Below are 20,686 nucleotides of genomic sequence, written 5' to 3' on the forward strand. Positions count from 1 at the left end.
ACTTGGATCTGCGTTTGGCGCAGTCGACCGAAACGACACCAAAGTGAGAGGGACCGACCGCCTCGACTCGCTGCTGAATCACCCCAGCTGGCTTGCCGATGTAACGGGCCTGATTGGATTTTGACGATTTTGACGAACGTTTCTTGGTGGCGATTGCCATATCGGAGTTCCTTGATTGAAGGGGAAGTGAATTCCTTCAATGAAAGCACTCAGAATGCGCCCCTGGTAGTTATTTAGGCTAACTTGGGGACATACCAGGCATGGCTCTCGTATCCAATGATCGTTCAGAAATGCGTCCCTGACGAACAAGGGCTCGCCAGGGACCGACAACACCATTGGCGTACCGCTTTTGCAGGGAAACGCTGGCGACCGAGATATCCCTTGCCAAGCCAGCACCTCTGCAGAGCTCGGCTCCGTTTCTCTCGGCAGTGCCAGTCTAACATTGATAATCACATCCCAAAAATAAATCCTTGGATACGGGAGCCATGCCTTGAAAACCTCGGGCGCACGCTTCCGTCGGATGAGCCGAAATAGCAATTGTTTTAGGCCGGAGGCCACCAGAACCCCAGCCGGTGGCGCCACGGCCTGTCGATCTATTCGATGCCTGCCACTAAATTCCGAGAAGAACATGATCAATAGGTAGCGGATTTTGCGAGATTGTTTCTGTAGTGAACGAGGCGACGAGCTGTTGATTCCCCATGAGTTTGCTCCCCCGTGTGCTTGTCATACGCCGATGCGACGTTTTCAAATGAGAAAACCGCGGCATCGACACGCGGTCCCCTGTCAGCTTGTCTGGCAGGAAACCAAGCCGACAAACTTTGCTCTCATGCGGGGCAAGCCTGGGCTGTTCAATCTTTGGGGTTGCGACCCGTTTCGGTTGATTTTCATGGAGGTGATTTCTGTCCTGATTTCACCCTCCCGAGCGAAGCTGGGGAGGGTCGAGAAACGAGCCTTCAGCGAGTTTCTCGGGGAGGGCTCGGTCAGGGTTTTGCAGCGATTGAGGCGTTTTCCCAGTGCTGGGCCCCTCCCCGACGAGGCTTCGCCCGTCGACCCTCCCCAAACTTCGTTTGGAGAGGGTGAAGTCAAGAAATTGCGCAAGACCAATCGAGCGTCAACCCCAAAGATTGAACAGCCCAGGGCTACCCCCACGTCAGATTGTTCGGCCTCTAAGAAAATTCGCTTAGGCGATCTGGGATCGTTTTGCTCGGCGGCGGTGTCGACGGTGGGCCAAGGCGGCACACAGTAGCACTCCAAATGAAGCGATGGAGGCAGGTTCCGGCGCGGCGCTGGTGGGTGGCGTCGGTGGTACCGTCGGCAGTGGTGGCAGCGCCAGATTCGGGAGGTGGATTTCTGCACTGAGGACAACGTTATTGCCAACTACCGTGCCGGTAATGTTGGATTGAAAATCGATTGTAGCGTTTGGAGCGATCAAAGCGCCGTTCAAAGCTCCATTAACATTGACTGTTGTCGCATTTGGGAAATACCACACGATACGATCCAGAAAGCTGGCTTTGTTGAACTCGTTCATGTTGAGGTTCAGCCCGGACAGGAAATTAATACTGGTGGCATCGTCCTTGATCAGAAACAGATCTCCCGTCGGTTCCGGATCACCCACCAGGCTCGCTCCACCGTTTTTGCGGTCAAAGAAGTACGGCTGTCCCACTTGTTCCGTCAAGTCAAAAACTGCCACACCGTCCTTGCCGGGGGTAGTGATGAACTTCGCGTTGTTCATGTCCGCCAAGTCAGTTTTACTATTCGCGTTCAGAGTGTCGAAGTAGCTCGTCAAGCGATCAACCTCAGCGCGAGCATCGTCCAGGATCGCTTGCACTCCGTCCGCGTCATAAATCGTTTTTGCGTTATCAATTTTGGCCCCAGCTATCTGGGCTTCCTTGAGTTTCGCATTCCCATTATTCACTTTGATATTGGTTTTGAGTTGCCCCCCCAGAATCAGACCGTCGTTTTCGTACGAGGCCCCCGGTGTAACGGGACCTGAGTCCACTAATTTGTCCTGCGCGAAATCCATCGTGCCCTTTACGATGTCGCCAAAGATCAAGGATCGACCGTGAACGTGACTTTTCCCGCTAACATTCCCGAAAGCGATCAGGTTGAAATCTTTCAGCACGCCTGCGGATGCAGAGGCGGCCGACAGCAAGAGGGAACCAACGACGATCAAATGACGAATCATTAACGTTAACTAACCTGGAAGGGTGATTTTGAGAGAGGGGGGGAACTGTTACGACAGTCTCGAACACCCGGCGGGTATTCATAAGCCAGAACGTACCCATCCTACGCATGTACTCACTGTGAAAGTTCGGCCAGCGAGGGACTGCTGCGGAACACCCCATGGGTGCGGCAAGAAAGGCGTCGATTCTCACCCAGTCGGCAGAGAAAAATATCCCGACGGGTGGCCACTCGGTTATCGCAGCGACTCGGTACGCACGTTGGGGATTGCGTAGCCCGGTCGGATTCCTTGGAGGATCGCCACACCACTGGCGGCGGTGATGATCGCGACAGCCAACCAGAGAGCTCGCGCGGCGGATTTGCCAAAGCGATTCTGCACGTACTTTACCGACCGGATTTGATAGGGGGCCGTCCAAGGGCCAATCGCGATCACCGTGGTCAGGATCGCCAGAGCCAGGGCCAACGAGCCAACAAAAAACTCATCCATAGTCAAAACAGGTTCTTAATTTGGGCGTTCAAACGTCGCTTTGGCGCAGCCGCCGGCGGATCTGGCCCCGCTGCATGCGGGCGGTATCGAGATCGGGATTGATCGCCAAACAATAGTCGAGCGCTTGCAGGGCCTTTTCGAAATCGCCCTTGAGATAGCGGATCTTGGCCAAACTCTGCCAGGCGAGATAGTGAAATCGGCAATGCCAGAGACAATTCTCATAGGCTTGCTGGGCACGTGAGAAGTCCTCTAAACCGTGCCAACAGATGGCGAGTTGATGGTGGGCTTCGGCGTACATCGGGGCCTGGTCGATAAGAATCATCGCTGGCGAGAGCGCCGCAGCATACTCGGCTCCGTCATTGAGATGCATCACACGGAGCAACTGCTGATGATGCAGCGGCGCTGCGTCACGGACCATCACAGCCCGAAAAGAGTCGTCCGCCACCAACCGAACTCCTGGATCACTGTCGCAGATGGCGCGGCCGAGAGCTTCCACGCTGCACCGATCGCCTAACATCCCCAGGGCCAAAGCGGCGGCGCGGCGCTGTTCCACCTGACCGCGACTGAGCAGAGCGTTCAACGTCGCAGCTGTGTAAAATTCATCGATTTCGTGAGCGAAACGGCACGGGTTGGCGGATTGCAGATATCGCCGATAGGACTTCGCCAAATGGGTGGTGTGTACTTGAGGTGTCGTCACGTGGGTTTCCATTGGGGTCGATATTTTCGGTGCAGCCAACCAACAGCAGTGTCGCCAAACGGAGCCATTTTGCCTTCGAATTCTCCCCCGTCTGACCCTTCGATGTTAGACCGATTAGACTAGCAGGCAAGACAACAACTGAAAAAAGAGTGGGAGATGAATCGAGCTTCATTACTGCGATCGGCGATCATTCTACTCGTGTCCGGGCCCCTGCTGTTTCCACGTGGGGCCGCCTGTCAGCCGCCTCGTTTGAGTGTGATTGCCAGTGAATCGTTGGTCCAGACGCCGATCACGCTCAGTGTCGACGAACAGACGATCGGTGAGTTACTGTCCCAACTGCTCAGCTCGGTCGCAGCGATCGAGGGGACTCGGCGGGGCCAGCAGCGACCGATCCGGTCACTTTGGTTTGCCCCCGGGGTCGACACCGAGGCCCGCGTGAGCCTCGCCGAAGCTCAGACGCCCGCCGCCCAGTTGTTCTTAAAGGTAGCCCAGTCAAAGGATTTGGCTGTGTTCCCGTTGCCCGGTGTGCTGGTCGTGGGACCTCCCGAGTGGATCGACGCGATGCTCAGCCACTTGCACACGAACGAGCAGGCAAACCGCGACTCGATCTCGATCCGCTGGCCGACAGGGAGTACGGCAGCGGAGATATTGGCCCTCATCCTGGCGGCTCCTTCCGATGAGGCCGCTGGCGGTCCGGTGACGAATTGGGCGGAGCTAGAATCCCTGCAGGCGGCTGGCAAGCGAGCTGGCAGGATTCCGACTTGGGTCCCGCATGACATCTGGTCGGCGGGCAGCCTGATCGGCGTGGATCGCAATTTAGCGGTCGGCCTGCTGCTGGCCCAATTCCGCTGTGGGCTCCGTCCCGGCACACCGCTGGCGAGCCTCACGGGCAAGCAGTCGACCCAGCCGGATACCGATCCGCTCGACGGGCGATCGGACACCCCTGCTGGCGTCTTGCCTTGGGAGGCGATGCCTGCTGCCAAGCCATTTCTGCTGGCCTATCCCGCGGGCGATTCGGCGCTGCCGATTCGCACGGCTCTCGCCAAGGTTCGCCCCCGGCCCTCGATCCGCGTCTCGGACAACCGATTGCTGATCAATACGTTCGCCTCACATCACCTCCGCCTCGTTGCGGTGCACTGGAAAGCAGCGACTGAGAAAGCGGCTCGGGCAGCGGTGGCTAAAAATGGTACTCCAGCCGTGTTCGATTTGCAGCTGATCGATACGCCCGCCTCGTCCGTCCTGAGTCAGCTCGCTCAAGCGGCGGGCAAGAAATTTCGTCTCGATCCTGAAGCCGAAGCCGCCGGTGAAACATTGGTCTCGCTTGATGAAACCAAGAAGACCCTCGAAGAGCTGGCCGAACTCGTCGCCGCCTCAGTCGGGCTGGATCTGAGTTGGGGCGAAGCCGAGGTGGTCGTGACGAACCCCTGAGGGGCACAGAACTGCCCCGTCGCTGCCGGTCTCATGATCGTCACCAGCCCCGCGTGGGCGGCGGCGATCAGGCAGCCTTGTTCTGTTCGCGGGGATCGGATGCGCCGAGGGCAGGGACATTGGCTCGCTTGCGCCGGAGGTCCCTCATCGCCACCGCATTTTCGTGCAGTTGCCCCTCGATTTGACGCAACCGCTGTTGCATCACCACATTGGCATCGAGGCTAGCGTCGAGTTCAGCAGAAACCCGGTGGAGCTGCTGTTGCAAGTCGTCCCGGTGGGTTTGCGTCGCGACCACCTTCTCGTGCATCTCGCCCGCTAGCAGCTCGAACCGCTGAGCGGACTCAAATTGAGCCCTGGCATCGCGAAGCTCCTGTCCCAGCCGCTCGATCACCGCCGCTTGGTTTTCGGCCTGCACCTGGCTCTGTTGTTGATGTTCATTGAGTGAGCTGATTTGGCGGTCCCGGCTCTCGAGTTCCGTGCGCAGTCTCGCTTGGTCTTCGCGGATCGATTGCAGTTCCGACTGCGTCTGCGCCAAGGCTGCTGATTTCTGCGTCACCGCGTCCTCGAGCTCAGCCAACTCGGGGGCGTCCGCGCTGAGTCGCTCCACTTCGGTGAGATGCCGATCGATCGCCTCCGTCTGCTCGGAGATCTGTTTCTCGAGTTCCGCGATCTGTTGATCTTTCTTGCTGAGTGTGGTGGTGAGATCGCCCGATTGCGATTCGATCTCGGTCTTGCTGAGTTGTAGGTCGGCCAGTTTCGCTTCGTGGTGTGCGCAGAGTTCGTTGGCTGCCGCAATTTCAGCGAGCAACGATTCGGTACGAAACTCCATTTCACTCAGGGCTGTCTCGGCAGTGACCCGGCCGTCAATCGCAGCTTGGATTCGGGAGGTGCGTTCATCGAGCTGATCGAGCAACTCATCGTGTTCGACCTGCATCGTCTGTACTTGAACGGTGGACTGATCGAGCGCCTCGGCCAACCGCTGAATCTCGGCTTGGTGCGATTCAAAGGTGCTCGACTGTTCCTGGTTGGCGGTAATGGCCGCTGCATACTCGTCACGGAGGGCAGCGTAGTCTTTCTGCAGCTGAGTGTACTCTTCGTCGGTCTGCCCCACCTGCGTTGACGTTTCCTCTCGCTCACTCCGCAGCTGGTCGCGTTCCCGCGTGACTTCGTCGTGTTTGGTCACGAGTTCATCGTGCTGAGTAATGATCTGATCGCGTTCAACCGTCGCTTGATCGCGATCGACAACGATTTGGTCGCGTTCGCCGACGAGTCGATCCCGCTCGGCAACCACCGCGGTATGCTGGCTCGTGATCGTCTCGAGCTGTTGAGCGATTTGTTCTTGTTCGCTCGTCAGTCGATCATGGTCACTGAGAAGCTGGACTCGCTGACGAGCCATCTCGTCGCGTTCGGCGGTGAGTTGATCGTGCTGGACAGTCAGCTGCTCGCGTTCGGCAGTGAGTTGGTCCCGCTCGGCGGTGACCTGATCGCGCTCGGCGGTTACTTGATCACGCTCAGCGACAGCCTGATCGCGATCGGCAACGATTTGATCGCGGTCGGAGGCGGTTTGCCCCTGTTCAGCAACGAGCTCGGTGTGCTGGCTGGTGATGGCCTCGAGCTGTTGAGCGATTTGTACTCGTTCGCCCGCCAGTCGATCACGTTCACTGAGGAGTTGGTCGCGTTGACGAGCCACCTCATCGCGTTCGGCAGTGCATCGTTCGTGCTCAGCCGTAAGTTGATCGCGTTCCGCGGTGAGTTGATCGCGTTGGATAACGACTTGATCGCGCTGGGCGGTTACCTGATCACGTTGGACGACCGCCTGATCGCGTTGGGCAACAACTTGGTCACGGTCGGACGCGGTTTGATCCTGTTCAGCAACAACATGGGTGTGCTGGCTGGTGATAGCCTCGAGCTGTTCCGCGATTCGGTCTCGTTCGCTCGCGAGTTGGTCGCGATCAGCAGCGAGTTGGTCGCGTTCGGCGGTGAGTTGGTCACGTTGGCTGGCGGCGTCATCGCGTTCGGTGGCAATTTGATCCCGCTCGCGGGCGAGGTAGTGGCGTTGGTCCGCGAGAGAGTTGCGCTGCGTGATCGCTTGGTCGCGTTCCTCATGGGCAGCATCACGCAACGTGATCAGTTCGTCACATCGACTGCGCAGTTGCTCCATCTCCGCAGCGAGTTGTTCTCCTCGTCGACTGATTTGCCCCAAGTCACGGGTGCTGTCATCGTGGAGCTGGGCGAGCTGATCGCGTTCGGTTTCGAGTTGATCGGCGCGTAGACGATGTTCCCCGACTTGGGCGTTCGCGCGTTCAGCCGCCTCGGCGTGATCGCGAACATCAGCGGACGCCTGTTCCAGTTTTGTTTCGGCTTCCTGCAAACTCTCCTGCAAACGGGCGAGTTCCGTGCTCGCATCTTCCGCCTGCCCGTGAGCTGCATCACGCTGGTGCTGCGCATCTCGACAGGCGAGTTCGAATCGGCTTTGCTCGGCGTGGAGTTTCCCCAATTCGCTCTCAAACGATTCGGCTCGCGCGGTCTGCATGGCGAGCGATTGACGCAGCGACTCTGCCTCGGAGCGATACTCGCTCGACTGCGTCTCAAAATTGCGGGCGTCTCGCGAGAGGAGAACAAATTTGCGCTTCCGATTTCGCGCCGCAGCCTTGGCCCGGTTGTATTTCGACTCCGCTTCCTTGACGGCCCGGAGATCGCTGCTGCGGTCCCGGTACCAGAGCAGGTGACCGATCAGGATCCCGCCCATGAACAGCAGAAACACGGAAATAAAGGAGCTTCCAATCCAAGTACTCATCGACGACTCCGCAGGCACACGTGCCTCAACGGAGGCCACTCTTCTCGTTGAGCTGGCGTCGTAGCGAGCCAGCCGGTTCGGGGCGATTCACGCGGCCAAAGCCGCAACCACCTCGGGCTGTATCAACTTCCTAGACGCAATGTCCACCCCAATCAATCGAAAGGGCAAACGAAACGATAAACGATGAAATCCGCAGAATGCGTACAGTCCTTCCTCTTTCCTGTTGTCGACTTCGAGATCGGTGGGGCGGCGATCTCGGAGCGTGGCTTCGTGCCAGTTTTGTGAGCTACACTATGAGGTCTGGGTAAAATATGCTTAGCAACACACGATGAATAAGTGTCGGTTTTAGTAGTGGACGAGGCGACGAGTCCTGCGGCTTTGGACTCGTCGCCTCGTCCACTACGACAGAAATTGATCGTGCGTTGCTTAGGCAATTGCGGACTCGTCGGCCAATCAATGGGGTTGGTCGCGCTCAATCGCCTCATTTCACACAACGATTGGCTCGTGGATCACGAAACCGGAATCGAATCGGCAACCCAATTTTCTGATATTTGGACCCCGTGCGGCTCAGCTTCCCCTGAGGTGTCGACACTCGTTCACTACTGCCGCAATCATGCTCACGGGCGGATGGCCGCTGCGCCGGCGTTCACGCATGTTACCGGAGAGCCGGGTGAGCACGACCGGCTGAGTTTTGCCCAGCTCGATGCCCGCGCCCGCACGATTGCCGCAGAGATTCAGCGACGAGGTGGCGTTGGAAAACCCGTTCTCGTTGTGCTCGATCCGGGGGCCGACTACGCCGCTTCGCTCTTCGGATGCTTATACGCCCGGGCGATCGCGGTTCCCATCTATCCGCCGCAGATGCTGCGACTGCAGCATACTCTGCCACGACTCAAGGCGATCATTGAGAACGCCGACGCGAACATTATGCTGAGCGATCGATCCACGATCGGAGAATCGCTCAGTTCGATGTGGCGGATGCCCAGCGACGGGGCGATCGCCGTCGATGAGATCGACTCCGCTGCTGCCGACGGTTGGGACGGTCGGCTGCCCAAGCCCCACGATATCGCCCTGCTGCAGTACACATCCGGGTCGACGGGCAACCCGCGTGGCGTGGTGCTCACACACCGGACCCTGCTCAGCAATCTGGCGGCGATTGTCGAGCATGTTCACTTCGAGGGGGCCCGCAGTGTGCAGTGGGTGCCACCTTATCATGACATGGGTTTGATCGGAGGCATTCTGTTGCCGATCTATCGGGGAGTGGAGACTGTCATCATTTCGCCCGCTGACTTCGTTCGCAATCCGCTGCTGTGGCTGCGTTGCATCGACCATTACCGCGGTTCGAGTAACGGGGCCCCGAACTTCGGTTACGAACTCTGCGTGCGGCGGGTAGATCACGCCGATTGCGAGGGGCTCGATCTGAGCTCATGGAAGATGGCCGTGGCTGGCGCAGAGCCGGTTCGAGCCGCAACGCTGCGTCGATTTGAAGAGAAATTCGCGAGATACGGTTTTGAATCCACGGCATTCTGTCCCGCTTTCGGGATGGCCGAGACGACGGTGATGGCAACGGGATCTCGTTTGGGCGAACCCTACCGGACCTTTCATGTCGACGCCCAATCTCTCCAGCTCGGCAAGATTGAACTGGTCTCACCGGGCCCCCAATCGACGGTGTCCGAAGATGTTACCGGGACGATGAGCGACGCTGGTTCCTCGCGACGGGCGGAGTCGTCGGACGACGGTCGGTCGCGGCCGGTGCTGGAGTTAGTGAGTTCGGGGACCCCAGTCGCCGGAATGCACTACGAAATCGTTGACCCTCAAACTCATCGTGCACTACCCGATGGCGAAATCGGAGAGATCTGGGTACGCGGTGGATCGGTCGCCTCAGGCTACTGGCAGGATGACGAGGCGAGTCAATACACGTTCCATGCCAACCTTGCCGCTGCGCCGGAGAATCCGGACGTGCGAGCCGTCGATGCAACGGCCGATTATTTGCGCACCGGCGACCTCGCTGCCCGAGTCGATGGCGAATTGATCGTTACCGGACGGCTGAAGGAACTGATCATCGTCGCGGGCCGCAATTTCTATCCGCACGACATTGAACAGATCGTGCAATCGACCAGCGAAGCGTTCAAACCGGACACGGGAACGGCGTTGAGCGTCGATATCGGCGACAGTGAAGAGATGGTCGTCATCCAAGAGTTGTGGCGGCCCAAGAAATTCCCAGCCGATGAACTGCTGCCGGAGGTCGTTGCGGCGATTGCCGAGCAAGCTCAAGTGACACCAGCGTCGATCGTGCTCGTCCGCAGCGGGTCGTTGCCGAAAACCTCCAGCGGCAAACTGCGCCGGACCGACGCGAAGAAGCTCTTTCTCGAGGGCGAATTGGTGGAACTGGCTCGCTGGGAATCCGGAACACTGCGGGCGACGACGACGCGGGACATCGAGCCTCCAGCCACGGCGACGGAAACTCAGATTGCGGAGATCTGGTCTCGTATCCTTGACGTCGAGGCCATCGGTCGCGGCGACGACTTTTTCCATCTCGGTGGCAGTTCACTTCTGGTCGCCAACATGCTCATCGAGGTCGGTGAGTGCTATTCGGTCGCGATTCCGATGAAAGCGCTGTTCTGCAGTCCCACGCTGGAGGGCTTCTCGGCGTTGGTGGACTCTCACAGCGCTGGGACCGCTGCTCCGCCCACGATCGCGCCGTCGGGCATCCAATGGAACGAAACAAACCCGCTTTCCTCGGCGCAGCAACGGTTTTGGCTGCTCGACCAGCTGGGACAGACCAATGCGTTCGTGCACGTACCGATCAGTATACAACTCGACCGTCCGCTAGCCCTGCAACAACTGCAGTCGGCGTGTGGGCGGGTGCTCGATCGCCATCCAATGCTGCGAGCTCGGTTTACACAGATTGGGGCGGACGTCACACAATCGGTCGATGAAGTGGCGGAGGTTGATATCCGAACCTTCCTCAACGATCCGTCCGACGAGAATGAGCTTTCATCAGAACGGCGAGAGTTTCTCAATGCGCCCTTCGACCTCAGCCAGCCGCCGCTGATGCGGGTGGCGGTCACGAACCAAACCGCGGGCGGCTGCCGGATTGATATCGTCCTACATCACTTGGTATGTGATGCGAGCAGCCTGCAGATCCTGCTCGCAGATCTACAGCGCGAGTTTGCCCCCGATTCAGATCGTCGTCCGCAGCGTGATGACGATTCCGGGTGCGACGAGGGATCGGCGGCAGCGCAGCTACGCTATGTCGACTACGCCGCGTGGGATTTCGCGCCGCAGCGGCGCGACCAGATACAGGAGCGAGTGAACTACTGGGCCGAGCGGCTAGCGGGAATGCCCGCGGACTTGAATCTGCCGCAGTGCAGCAATCGCCATCGAGATGCGGCGGTAGCACATTCGTCCGATTCCGGCATACCGGCGTCGACATGCGTCAGCCCCGATCTGATGCGCCAGATCGACAACCTGGCGATCAGTCACAACCTCACCCCGTCGATGGTCTATCTGACCGCGCTTGAATGGGTGCTAGCACGCTACGGTGCGAGCGATGATTTCGGGATCACGATTCCCACATCCTCTCGTCCAGCGTCGCAGCTTCGAGACGTCGTGGGTTGTTTCGTGAACCCCATCGTGTACCGGGCTGAAGTCGATGGTGAGCAGACCGTCGCTAGCCTGCTGTCGGAAACACGCGATGCATTGCTATCGGATCTCGAACATGCTGATGTGCCTTTTCAAGACGTGGTCGCCGTGACCGGTGGTGCCCGAGATACCGATCGGATGCCGCTCTCACCAGTAATGTTTTTGTATCAGCCGCCGCTGCCATCGGTCACTCGGTTCGGAGCCGCCCGCGTCACGTCCGTCCAGCCCGACTACTCGGCGGTCACGGCATATGATGTTTCATTGATCGTTCAACCAGGCGAAACAACGGAAATGACCGTCGTCCTGGGCGAACTCGTTTCACCCGACCTCGGTGATCGCATCCTCAGCTCGATGCAGACAGTGCTCCGGCAACTCGTTGCCCCCGATGTGGGCCAATCGCCGATCTCGTCATTGAGCATCCTGTCGGTCTCGGATCGAGCCAGCCTGGAATCTGCGCAGCAGGGCAAGAAGATTGAGAACCGGAGTCAAACCAGCGTGGTGGATCGGCTGCGTGAGCACGTCGAGCATCAGCCCGATGCCTTGGCCATCCGCGACGATCACACGGGACTGACGTATCGCGAGGTCAACGAACAGAGTGATCGAATCGCGGCGGCTTTGGTCAACGAAGGCGTGCGTCCCTCACCACTCGTCGCTCTGGCGATGCCACGACGAGCCGAAGCCATTGTCGCCATTATCGGCATCTGGAAAGCCGGTGCGGCCTACGTGCCGATTGACCTCGATCTTCCCGACGGGCGTCGTGATCAGATCCTTCGCGAATCAGGTGCGGAGATTGTCGTCGATCCAGAACGATGGGATGTTTGGACGCAGCGTTGCGATACGTCGCCTCAACCGACCTTTCTGGACGCTTCGATCAATCCAACCGATTTGGCGTACGTGATGTATACCTCGGGATCGACCGGGAAACCCAAGGGGGTTGCCGTGAGCCACAGCAACCTTGTCAATCTGTTGACATCCTTCGGTGACGAGCCCGGATTTTCGGCGAGTGATTCCATGTTCGCCGTGACGACAATGTCCTTCGACATTTCACTCCTCGAGATGTTTCTCCCGCTATGGTGTGGCGGTCATGTCTGCCTGACGGCGCACCGAATTGGTGAAGATCCAGAATCCGTGATCGCGGCAATCGAGCAGTCGCATCCCTCGGTGATTCAGTCCACACCCTCGGCATTTCGAATGCTGCTGTCGGCGAATTGGCGTCCCGCGCCCGGGACACGACTGCTCTGCGGCGGCGAGCCCATGCTCGCCGATCTGGCCCGCGATCTGTTAGCGACATCCTGTGAGTTATGGAACGTGTACGGGCCTACCGAGACGACGGTTTGGTCCACGGTCACTCGCATCGATTCGGCTGAGAAAATCAGCATCGGTCACCCGATTGCGAACACGATCTGCCGCGTCGTCGATCGTCATGGTTTGCTCGCTCCGACCGGTGTCGCGGGGGAACTGCACATCGGAGGTGCGGGGGTGGCGCAGGGTTATTGGCGTGATCCTACGCAAACCGAGGAACGTTTCTTCATCGATCAGGGCGAACGATTCTATAAAACCGGCGACCAGGTCCGCCGCACACCCAATGGTGACCTAGAGTTTCTCGCCAGGAACGATCGACAGATCAAACTGCGTGGTTTCCGCATCGAACTCGATGAAATCGAATCCATGCTGCAGCAGTGCCGTGGCGTCGATCGCGCCGCCGTGGTACTGCGTAACGCCGACGTTCCTGGTGGCAGCCGAATGGTCGCATTTTTCAGTGGACCGGGAACGGTGGAAACTGTCCGGGCTCAACTGACTGGGATGCTGCCTGACTACATGATACCTGCAACGATCGCTTGGTTAGAAACCCTGCCACGCACTCCGGCAGGAAAAACTGATTACACGTCATTGCCGTTAGATACACCGCCGCGTGGGGAGCCAGACGATGCATCCACCCAGACGCCTTTGGAAGGTGTGCTGGCCGAGATGTGGTGCGAAGTCCTGGGTCGCCAAAGCGTTGGGCGGCATGATCACTTTTTTGATCTTGGCGGGAACTCGTTGATGGCGGCTCAGTTGTTTGCTCGGTTGCGACAACGATTCGATGTCAACCTACCGCTGCGAGAAGTTTACTCACGACCCACGATTGCCGCATTGGCCGAAGCGATTGTCATCCATCAAGCTGAAACCGAGGCGGACGATCTCAGCGACCTGCTCGGCCAGCTCGACACGCTTTCGGACGACGATGTCCTGCGAGCTCTCGAAGAGACCAACAAACCATGATTAAAACGAGTCAAGAACGCGACATCGACTTCCTCGTCATTGGCGCCGGGCCTGCCGGTGTGCAGTTGGGATACTTCCTCAAACGGGCTGGTTACGATCATCTCATCCTCGAGGCCAATGATCGCCCCGGCACTTTTCTCGAGAAGTACCCGAGGCACGGCAAGTTGTTGTCGATCAACAAGATCCACACCGGATACACCGATCGAGCCTCCCAGCTCCGCTACGATTGGAACTCGCTGTTATGCGACGACGATGAGATGGCGTTTACGAAATACTCCAAAGAGTATTTCCCGAGCACGGAGGATTATGCCCGCTACACCCGCGACTTTGCGGAACGCTTTGATCTGGATATTCAGTTCAACACTCGTGTGGAGTCCGTCGAAAAAGCGATCGATGGCGAAGAGGGGCACCTTGTTCGTGATTCACATGGGACGACCTACCACGTCCGCTGCCTGATCGTCGCTGTCGGAGTTCAGAAACCCTACATCCCCGAGATTCCTGGCATCGAGCTGACCGAGAACTACATGGAGATGTCGCTCGATCCAGAGGACTACGCCGGGCAACGTGTGCTGATTCTGGGCAAGGGAAACTCTGCCTTCGAAACCGCAGACCATCTGACGGCCGCGACGCGGGTCACCCACCTGTGCAGTCCCAGTCCGATCAAGATGGCGTGGCAAACGCATTTCTTCGGTCACCTTCGCGCGGTCAACAATAGTTTTCTAGACACGTATATTCTCAAAGGACAGAACTCGGTTCTCGATGCAACGGTGGACTCCATCCAAAAGGTTGACGGTGAGTACCACGTTGAGATCACGTTTGCCCATGCAGAGGGTCAACGAGCCTTGCTGGCTTACGACCGTGTCCTGTGCTGCACGGGATTTCGTTGGGACCCCACGTTCTTCGCCGATGACTGCCGCCCTGAGATGGGCTGCGAAGATCGCTTGCCGGCTATGACGAGCTCGTGGGAGTCGACCAATCTGCCGGGCGTGTTCTATGCCGGCACCATCACCCAGATCCGCGATTTGAAGAAGACCATGTCGAGCGTTCTGCATGGGTTCCGTTTCAATACTGCCTCGTTATTCAACGTGATCGCTGAGCAGTTCATGGACGCACCCTGGCCCGCAGACACCTTCGCTGCCACGGCAGAGAACATTGCCGACAAGATCACTGCGCAGGTCAGTTCGGCGGCCGGATTGATGCACCAACCTGGCTTCCTCGGCGATTGTCTCGTGGTTGATGACGAGAGCGGCCAAGCCAAGTATCACGAAAATCTGGCGGTCGACTACATCCAGGACAGCGCGTTTGCATCGAATCCCCACTACTACATCATCACGATGGAATACGGTGAGTTCGAGGGTGACATTTTCAACAAGCAGCGTGTCCCCGATGCAGCCAAAGGGTACGACGATGCCTACCTGCACCCTCGGATCCGCCGCATGTGCCGCGGCCGGTTGATTGCCGAACACCATATCTCCGAATCACTCGAGAATGATTGGCGCGTCGGCGAGCATCCCGGCGAACGCCCCTTGATCCGCGCGATTGATTTTATCGGTCAAGCAGACCCGACGGACTATCAACGCACGCATCGAAATCAATTGCTCTGTTTCCTCAACGCGCAGCTGGCAGTGGGATCACCCTCGCTCGCTGAGATGCCAGACGACTCTTCGTGTCCTTCGATGAGCTCCCCTTCTCCAGCGATCCCCGCAGCTACTCATTCAGCAGGAACCTCATGTCCGACATCCAGAAACGGCTAGCCTCACTCACCCCGGCGAAACGGGCGTTGCTTGAGCAGATGCTGCTGGAGCGGGCTGGGACACGAGGTTCCAAGATCATGCCGCGGCCCCGTGGTTGTGATGAACAGCTCTCCGATGCGGAACGCCGGCTGTGGTTTGTGGACCAAATTGCCAAGGACGATCCATTCTATAACATGCCTTTGGCAGCACGCTTGCGCGGTCCCCTCGACCGGGAATCGCTGCAGCATGCGGTCGATCAGTTAGTGGCCCGGCATGAATCGCTACGTTCGACCTATCATCTCGTCGACGGAGAACCCCAGCGAACGATTCACGAGCAGATGCGTGTCGACTGCGTTTGGTATGACGTCTCGCACGGCGAGCATGTCGAGGCGGACCTGAAACGCCGCATGCGGGTTGCCGGTCGGACGCCGTTTGATCTCGAGCACGGCCCTCTGCTACGCGTGAACGTCTATCGCATCAGCGATGACGAACACGTCGTGCTGTTTGTCATGCACCACATCGTCTCGGACGGGTGGTCGATGATCGTGATGCTACGTGAGCTCACGCTCGTTTACGAAGTCGCTCAAGGCGACCATGCCGCTAGCGATGAGAGCAATGCGACACTGCCACCGCTGGCGATCCAGTACGCAGACTTCGCTCGCTGGCAGCAGGAACGAAGCTCGAGTGAGCGTATCGAAGAGCAGATGGATTATTGGCGACGCAACCTCCAGGATGCGCCTGCGGTCCTCGACCTGCCCACGGATCGACCTCGGCCGGCAGTCCAAGACTTCATCGGTGCGACGGTCGAGTTCGAGTTTTCACGGGAATTAACGACCGCCATCAATGAACTCGCGACCCGTTTGCAAACGACACCTTTCGCGGTTCTGATGGCGGCGGAGGCCGTTCTGCTCGGGCGATACTCGCAGAGCGATGACCTCGTGCTGGGGACCGCCTCAGCCGGCCGGACGCATCCGGAGATTGAGCCCCTAATCGGATTCTTCGTCAACACGCTCGCCCTGCGCATTCGCTTGCATGATCAACCCACGTTTGCGGACCTCGTCGGGCAGGTCCATCAGCGAACAGTCGAGGCCCACGAGCACGCCGATGTCCCTTTCGAGCGACTCGTTGAGGAACTTGCACCGTCCCGCGATCGCAGTTTCTCGCCAATCTTTCAATCGGCGTTGGTGATGCAGAATCTGCCGCGCGACATCAGTGAGAAGGGCAGGTTGGAAGTCGAACCCATGCTCGTCGATAACGGTACGGCCAAGTACGACTTGACGTTCTTTTTGTGGGAGGAGTCCCACCGGCTGATCGGTCATGTCGAGTATCGTTCGACTCTGTTTGACCGCGAGACGATCGAGCGATTGATCGACTCCTTTCGCACGCTACTCGAGGCAGCGACCGGCTCTCCGGAAACGCAAGTCGATCGATTGCCGATTCTTTCGAGCGACCAATACGACCAGGTAGTCCATGCATTCAATGCAACCGAAAAGGGCTATCCCGGACCGCACTTGCTGCATGAACTCGTTGCCACTCAAGCGGCAAAGTTTCCTGAGAAAACGGCTGTGGTCGATCGATCGCAGAGCATCAGCTACGACGAATTGATGCGGCGTGTCGATTGGTTCGCCGGGCAACTACTCGAAGCGGGCGTCCAGCGTGAGTCCGCAGTCGTCATTCGTCTGCCGCGATCGGTCGACCTAATCGCTGCGATCTTGGGTGTTTTGAAAGCGGGAGGCTCTTTCGTGCCAGTCGATCCGGGCCTGCCGTCGGCCCGAGTCGAACACATCGTCACGGATACCGCTGCGGTGGCCGTCGTGGACGAGGAGTGGATTGCGACGCGCGGCGAGCTGACTGTACCCACTCACTTTCCCGACATCGATCCGGGCGATCGAGCCTACGTGATCTTCACTTCCGGCTCGACCGGACGCGCTAAGGGCGTGGAGATCGAACATGACGGCATCAGCAACTTTGTTCGTGCGCAGATCGACCGGATGGGGCTAACAGCGGACGATCGCTTCAGTTTCAGCTTTTCCCCATCGTTCGATGGCGCCGTTTCGGAGATCTTCTACGCACTCGGTAGTGGCGGCACGTGCGTGGTCGTTGACCAAGAGACGTTGTTGGTCCCCGATGCATTGGCCGAACTGCTCCGCGATCAACGCGTCAGCGTAGCGAAGTTTGCACCCGCGGTACTGGCGATGCTCGATCATGAGCACCTCCCCTACCTACGGACGGTTGCGTCCGCTGGTGACAAGCTCAGTGGTGAGCTCGCCCGTCGTTGGACCGAGGGCGGCCGGCGTCTGTTCAACGGATACGGTCCGACCGAAGTCTCCGTAGGCTGCTCGATGATGCCGCTGCACCGCGAGTGGACCGGCGAGCGTCCGCCGATCGGTGGCCCGATGCATAACATGCTGATGTATGTTCTCGACGAGCATCGGCAACCGCTACCCATTGGTGCCACCGGCGAGATCTACATCGGTGGCCGCGGAGTCGGACGCGGCTACCTGAATCAACCCGAACAAACCGCCGCCGTTTTTCTGCCCAATCCATTTCTCGGTGAGAAAACAAGGCCGCATTCCCGTATGTACCGCACCGGCGACCTGGGACGATGGCTTCCCGGCGGTGTCGTGGAATTCGTCGGACGAGCGGACGATCAAGTCAGCTTGCGTGGATACCGGGTCGAACCGGGCGAGATCGCAGCAACTCTCGAAACACTCGGCGAAGTCCGCCAAGCGGCCGTCATCGAACGTCGTGACCGCGAGAACACACAGCTCGTCGCCTATGTCGTCCCGCAGCCCAACGCGGCGAAAGACGCCAAGGGATCCCAACTGCAAGCCGATCATGTGACGCATTGGCGAAACCTGTTTGAGCAAACCCACCGTCTCGCTCCACCCGTACTCGACAACTCGTTCAATATCACGGGATGGGTGAGCACGTATACCGGCACGCCGATCCCCAGTGACGAGATGAAGCAGTGGACCGATGCGACCGTGGCTCGGATCCTGGATTTGCAGCCGCGCCGTGTGCTCGAAATCGGCTGCGGAACCGGCCTGCTGCTGTTGAGGATCGCCGAACATTGCGATCGCTACGTCGGCTCAGACTTGCTCGAGCCTTCCCTCGATAATATTCGTGCTGAACTTGGCCGACGCCCGGAATTGGATGAGACGGTCTCGCTGCACCATGCCGACGCGGATGAATTCGGCCACCTCGACGGCGAAATGTTCGACTGCATCGTGCTCAATTCGGTGGTGCAGTACTTCCCGAGCATCGATTATCTGCTGCGTGTCCTCGACGGAGCGATTGCCCATCTCGCCCCCGGTGGCAAGATCTTCTTGGGCGACCTACGCAATCTGCGGCTACAGCCCGCCATGGCCGCTGGCATCGAACTGCTGCACGCCGACGACTCACTAGCCGTCGGTGAACTGCGCCATCGGATTCATGCGCGAATGGAACATGAAGAAGAGTTGCTGCTCGATCCGCGTCTGTTCGCCCATCGAGACGCGCTGCATCCACGAATCACCGCGGCCACGGTCCAGCTCAAAGGCGCTGCCGAAACCAATGAACTCGGCCGCTTTCGCTACGACACCGTGCTGCACGCCGATACCGAGGATGTTGTGACGGCTCGAGATTTGGTGCCATGCGATTCACAGGAAGACGTGCCCCAGCCGATTGCAGACGCAGCCGCACCAACCCGTTTCACTGATATCGTCAATCAACGTGTGGCCCAGGATTGCCATCTCTTTGAATCGATTGCGTCACTGCCCGCATCGGCCACGGTCGCCGATCTCAAGGAGCACGTCGCGGGGTTCGCCGCGTCGAATCGCATGCACGAACCCAACACGACGTTGGCTCACTCGGCAACTGCCATCGCGACATGGAATGATGCCAACCCCGCGGCATTTGATGTCGTGGTGGGTGGATCTTTATCGACGCAGCCCAGCGATGATCGGCCCATCGACTTCGCCGACTTCGCAAACGATCCGACAGGTACGGAATCGTCTCGCCAGCTCACCCAGCGACTCCGCGATGAGTTGACGGCACGCTTGCCCGCCTACATGATCCCGTCCGCATTCGTGGTGCTCGACGAATTGCCACAAACGATCAACGGCAAAATCGATCGGGCCGCCCTGCCACGACCAGCTGGACGCCCGGCTTGGGCGGGGCATTTCGAAGCCCCCACTACCCCCACGCAGGAGACGCTCGTCGCCATCTGGGAAGAACTCCTCGATACCCGTCCGATCGGGATCCAGGACGACTTTTTTCAACTCGGTGGTCACTCCATGCTCGCCGTTCGCATGACGAGTGAAGTCGAACGACTATTGGGCAAACGGCTACCGTTGGTAGCCTTGTTCCAGAACGCTACGATCGACCATCTGTCAACGATCATCGATCAAGACGAGCTGGCGACATTAGGGACGACGTTGATGCCGCTCCGCGCGAACGGGCCACCGCCACAGGAACCCGGGGATTCCCATTCGCAATCGCCGCTGTTCTGTATCCATCCCGCCGGCGGAACAGTCTTCTGTTATCTGGAAATGGCGCAGTCGCTGAGTGCGGGACGAGCCGTTTATGGGGTGCAGGCCAATGGTATCGATGGAAATCAACCGCCCCATGAGACCCTCGCTGAAATGGCGGCCCACTACGCGCGCACGATTCGGGAGATTCATCCCCAGGGGCAAGTGCATCTAGCAGGCTGGTCACTCGGCGGCAACATTGCCTTTGAAGTCGCTCGGCAACTCCACTCGCGAGGTACGCCGGTTGGTGTCGTCGCCCTGCTCGACTCGGGACTGCTGTCGCCCGAGGAGCAACTCCGCGAGGAGGATTTCCTGCCACTGCTAACGGCGTTATTCCCCGGTGCAATGAACCTCGATCTCGAAGCGATCCGGCAGCAGAGTCCTGCTGATCAATTGCAGTTCTTTGTCGATCGAGCTTCTCAGGCCGGGATCGTACCGGATGAGCTGCACGATATCGTCGCGACCAAGGATGCTCCGGATGCGGCACATGTGTTTGGTGTTTTCCAGGCCAACGTGAAGGCGGTCCATGAGTACATCGCCGAGCCTTACGCCGGCGACGTGCATCTGTTCCGGCCCGCCGATCAAGGGAAAACGAACCGACTCTTCGACGACCCGCTATTGGGTTGGCGAGAGGTCACCGAGCAAACCTTGGTTCGTGAAGTCCCCGGCGACCATGCTCACATGTTGCAGTCACCCGCCGCCGAGTCGATCGCCGAGCAACTCGACGAACTAATGGTGGCGAGCGAACTCTCACCGGCCGCCGCCAGTACCCTCTGAACTCGATGCAAAGAAAGCGTGCGCCCTTTTTTCCGGTGCATGAGCCGGTGGTATGAGCGTAGGGAACATCACCGGAGACGTCTGAATGACTTCCTCGCGCCTGCTTAGCAACACACGATGATAAGTGTCGGTTTTAGTAGTGGACGAGGCGACGAGCTGTTGGTTACCCAC

Annotated in this window: 8 protein-coding genes; 4 read left to right on the top strand and 4 right to left on the bottom strand. The window is 58.8% G+C overall.

All coding sequences use genetic code 11. The features are described from left to right. Window positions 1-1,180: 1,180 nt before the first annotated feature. The 3 genes from CA85_RS16355 to CA85_RS16365 all read right to left on the bottom strand — a co-directional run bounded on the left by CA85_RS16355 (window position 1,181) and on the right by CA85_RS16365 (window position 3,365). Complete coding sequence (locus CA85_RS16355) at window positions 1,181-2,185, bottom strand: collagen-binding domain-containing protein (protein WP_146392588.1); 1,005 nt, start codon at window positions 2,183-2,185, stop codon at window positions 1,181-1,183. 231 nt (window positions 2,186-2,416) lie between these two features. Then, window positions 2,417-2,668 carry a hypothetical protein gene (locus tag CA85_RS16360; protein WP_246112867.1) on the bottom strand — a complete coding sequence of 84 codons (252 nt, stop codon included), beginning with the start codon at window positions 2,666-2,668 and terminating at the stop codon, window positions 2,417-2,419. Window positions 2,669-2,696: 28 nt separating this feature from the next. Continuing rightward, entirely contained in the window at window positions 2,697-3,365 is a 669-nt protein-coding gene (locus CA85_RS16365) for a HEAT repeat domain-containing protein (protein ID WP_246112868.1), read from the bottom strand. A gap of 156 nt (window positions 3,366-3,521) precedes the next feature. On the opposite strand from CA85_RS16365, the gene CA85_RS16370 reads away from it, so the two are divergent. Beyond that, window positions 3,522-4,793: a hypothetical protein gene (locus tag CA85_RS16370; protein ID WP_146392433.1), complete on the top strand. Its 1,272-nt coding sequence runs from the start codon at window positions 3,522-3,524 to the stop codon at window positions 4,791-4,793. A gap of 67 nt (window positions 4,794-4,860) precedes the next feature. Here CA85_RS16370 and CA85_RS16375 read toward each other — a convergent pair whose 3' ends face one another. Next, on the bottom strand, window positions 4,861-7,590 hold the full coding sequence (locus tag CA85_RS16375; RefSeq protein WP_146392435.1) for a coiled-coil domain-containing protein: 2,730 nt from the start codon (window positions 7,588-7,590) through the stop codon (window positions 4,861-4,863). Window positions 7,591-8,094: 504 nt separating this feature from the next. Between CA85_RS16375 and CA85_RS16380 the strand changes: the two genes are divergently transcribed. The 3 genes from CA85_RS16380 to CA85_RS16390 are packed head-to-tail and all read left to right on the top strand — an operon-like array spanning window position 8,095 to window position 20,515. Continuing rightward, window positions 8,095-13,494, top strand: coding sequence for a non-ribosomal peptide synthetase (locus CA85_RS16380; protein WP_146392436.1), 5,400 nt, complete (start codon window positions 8,095-8,097; stop codon window positions 13,492-13,494). Next, window positions 13,491-15,248 carry an NAD(P)-binding domain-containing protein gene (locus tag CA85_RS16385; protein ID WP_146392438.1) on the top strand — a complete coding sequence of 586 codons (1,758 nt, stop codon included), beginning with the start codon at window positions 13,491-13,493 and terminating at the stop codon, window positions 15,246-15,248. The genes CA85_RS16380 and CA85_RS16385 overlap by 4 nt, the downstream gene beginning before the upstream one ends. Then, the gene (locus tag CA85_RS16390; protein WP_246112869.1) at window positions 15,224-20,515 is read left to right on the top strand and encodes a non-ribosomal peptide synthetase; all 5,292 of its coding nucleotides are present in this window, start codon (window positions 15,224-15,226) and stop codon (window positions 20,513-20,515) included. Before CA85_RS16385 ends, CA85_RS16390 begins: the two co-directional genes overlap by 25 nt. The last annotated feature ends 171 nt before the right edge of the window (window positions 20,516-20,686 follow it).

Origin of the sequence: Allorhodopirellula solitaria, assembly GCF_007859855.1 — a bacterium.
Taxonomy (GTDB): domain Bacteria; phylum Planctomycetota; class Planctomycetia; order Pirellulales; family Pirellulaceae; genus Rhodopirellula; species Rhodopirellula solitaria.

Excerpts from the sequence above, each read along its gene's own strand:
- CA85_RS16355 (WP_146392588.1), bottom strand. The coding sequence starts at position 2,185 with ATGATTCGTCATTTGATCGTCGTTGGTTCCCTCTTGCTGTCGGCCGCC.
- CA85_RS16360 (WP_246112867.1), bottom strand. The coding sequence starts at position 2,668 with ATGGATGAGTTTTTTGTTGGCTCGTTGGCCCTGGCTCTGGCGATCCTG.
- CA85_RS16370 (WP_146392433.1), top strand. The coding sequence starts at position 3,522 with ATGAATCGAGCTTCATTACTGCGATCGGCGATCATTCTACTCGTGTCC.
- CA85_RS16375 (WP_146392435.1), bottom strand. The coding sequence starts at position 7,590 with ATGAGTACTTGGATTGGAAGCTCCTTTATTTCCGTGTTTCTGCTGTTC.
- CA85_RS16385 (WP_146392438.1), top strand. The coding sequence starts at position 13,491 with ATGATTAAAACGAGTCAAGAACGCGACATCGACTTCCTCGTCATTGGC.
- CA85_RS16390 (WP_246112869.1), top strand. The coding sequence starts at position 15,224 with ATGTCCGACATCCAGAAACGGCTAGCCTCACTCACCCCGGCGAAACGG.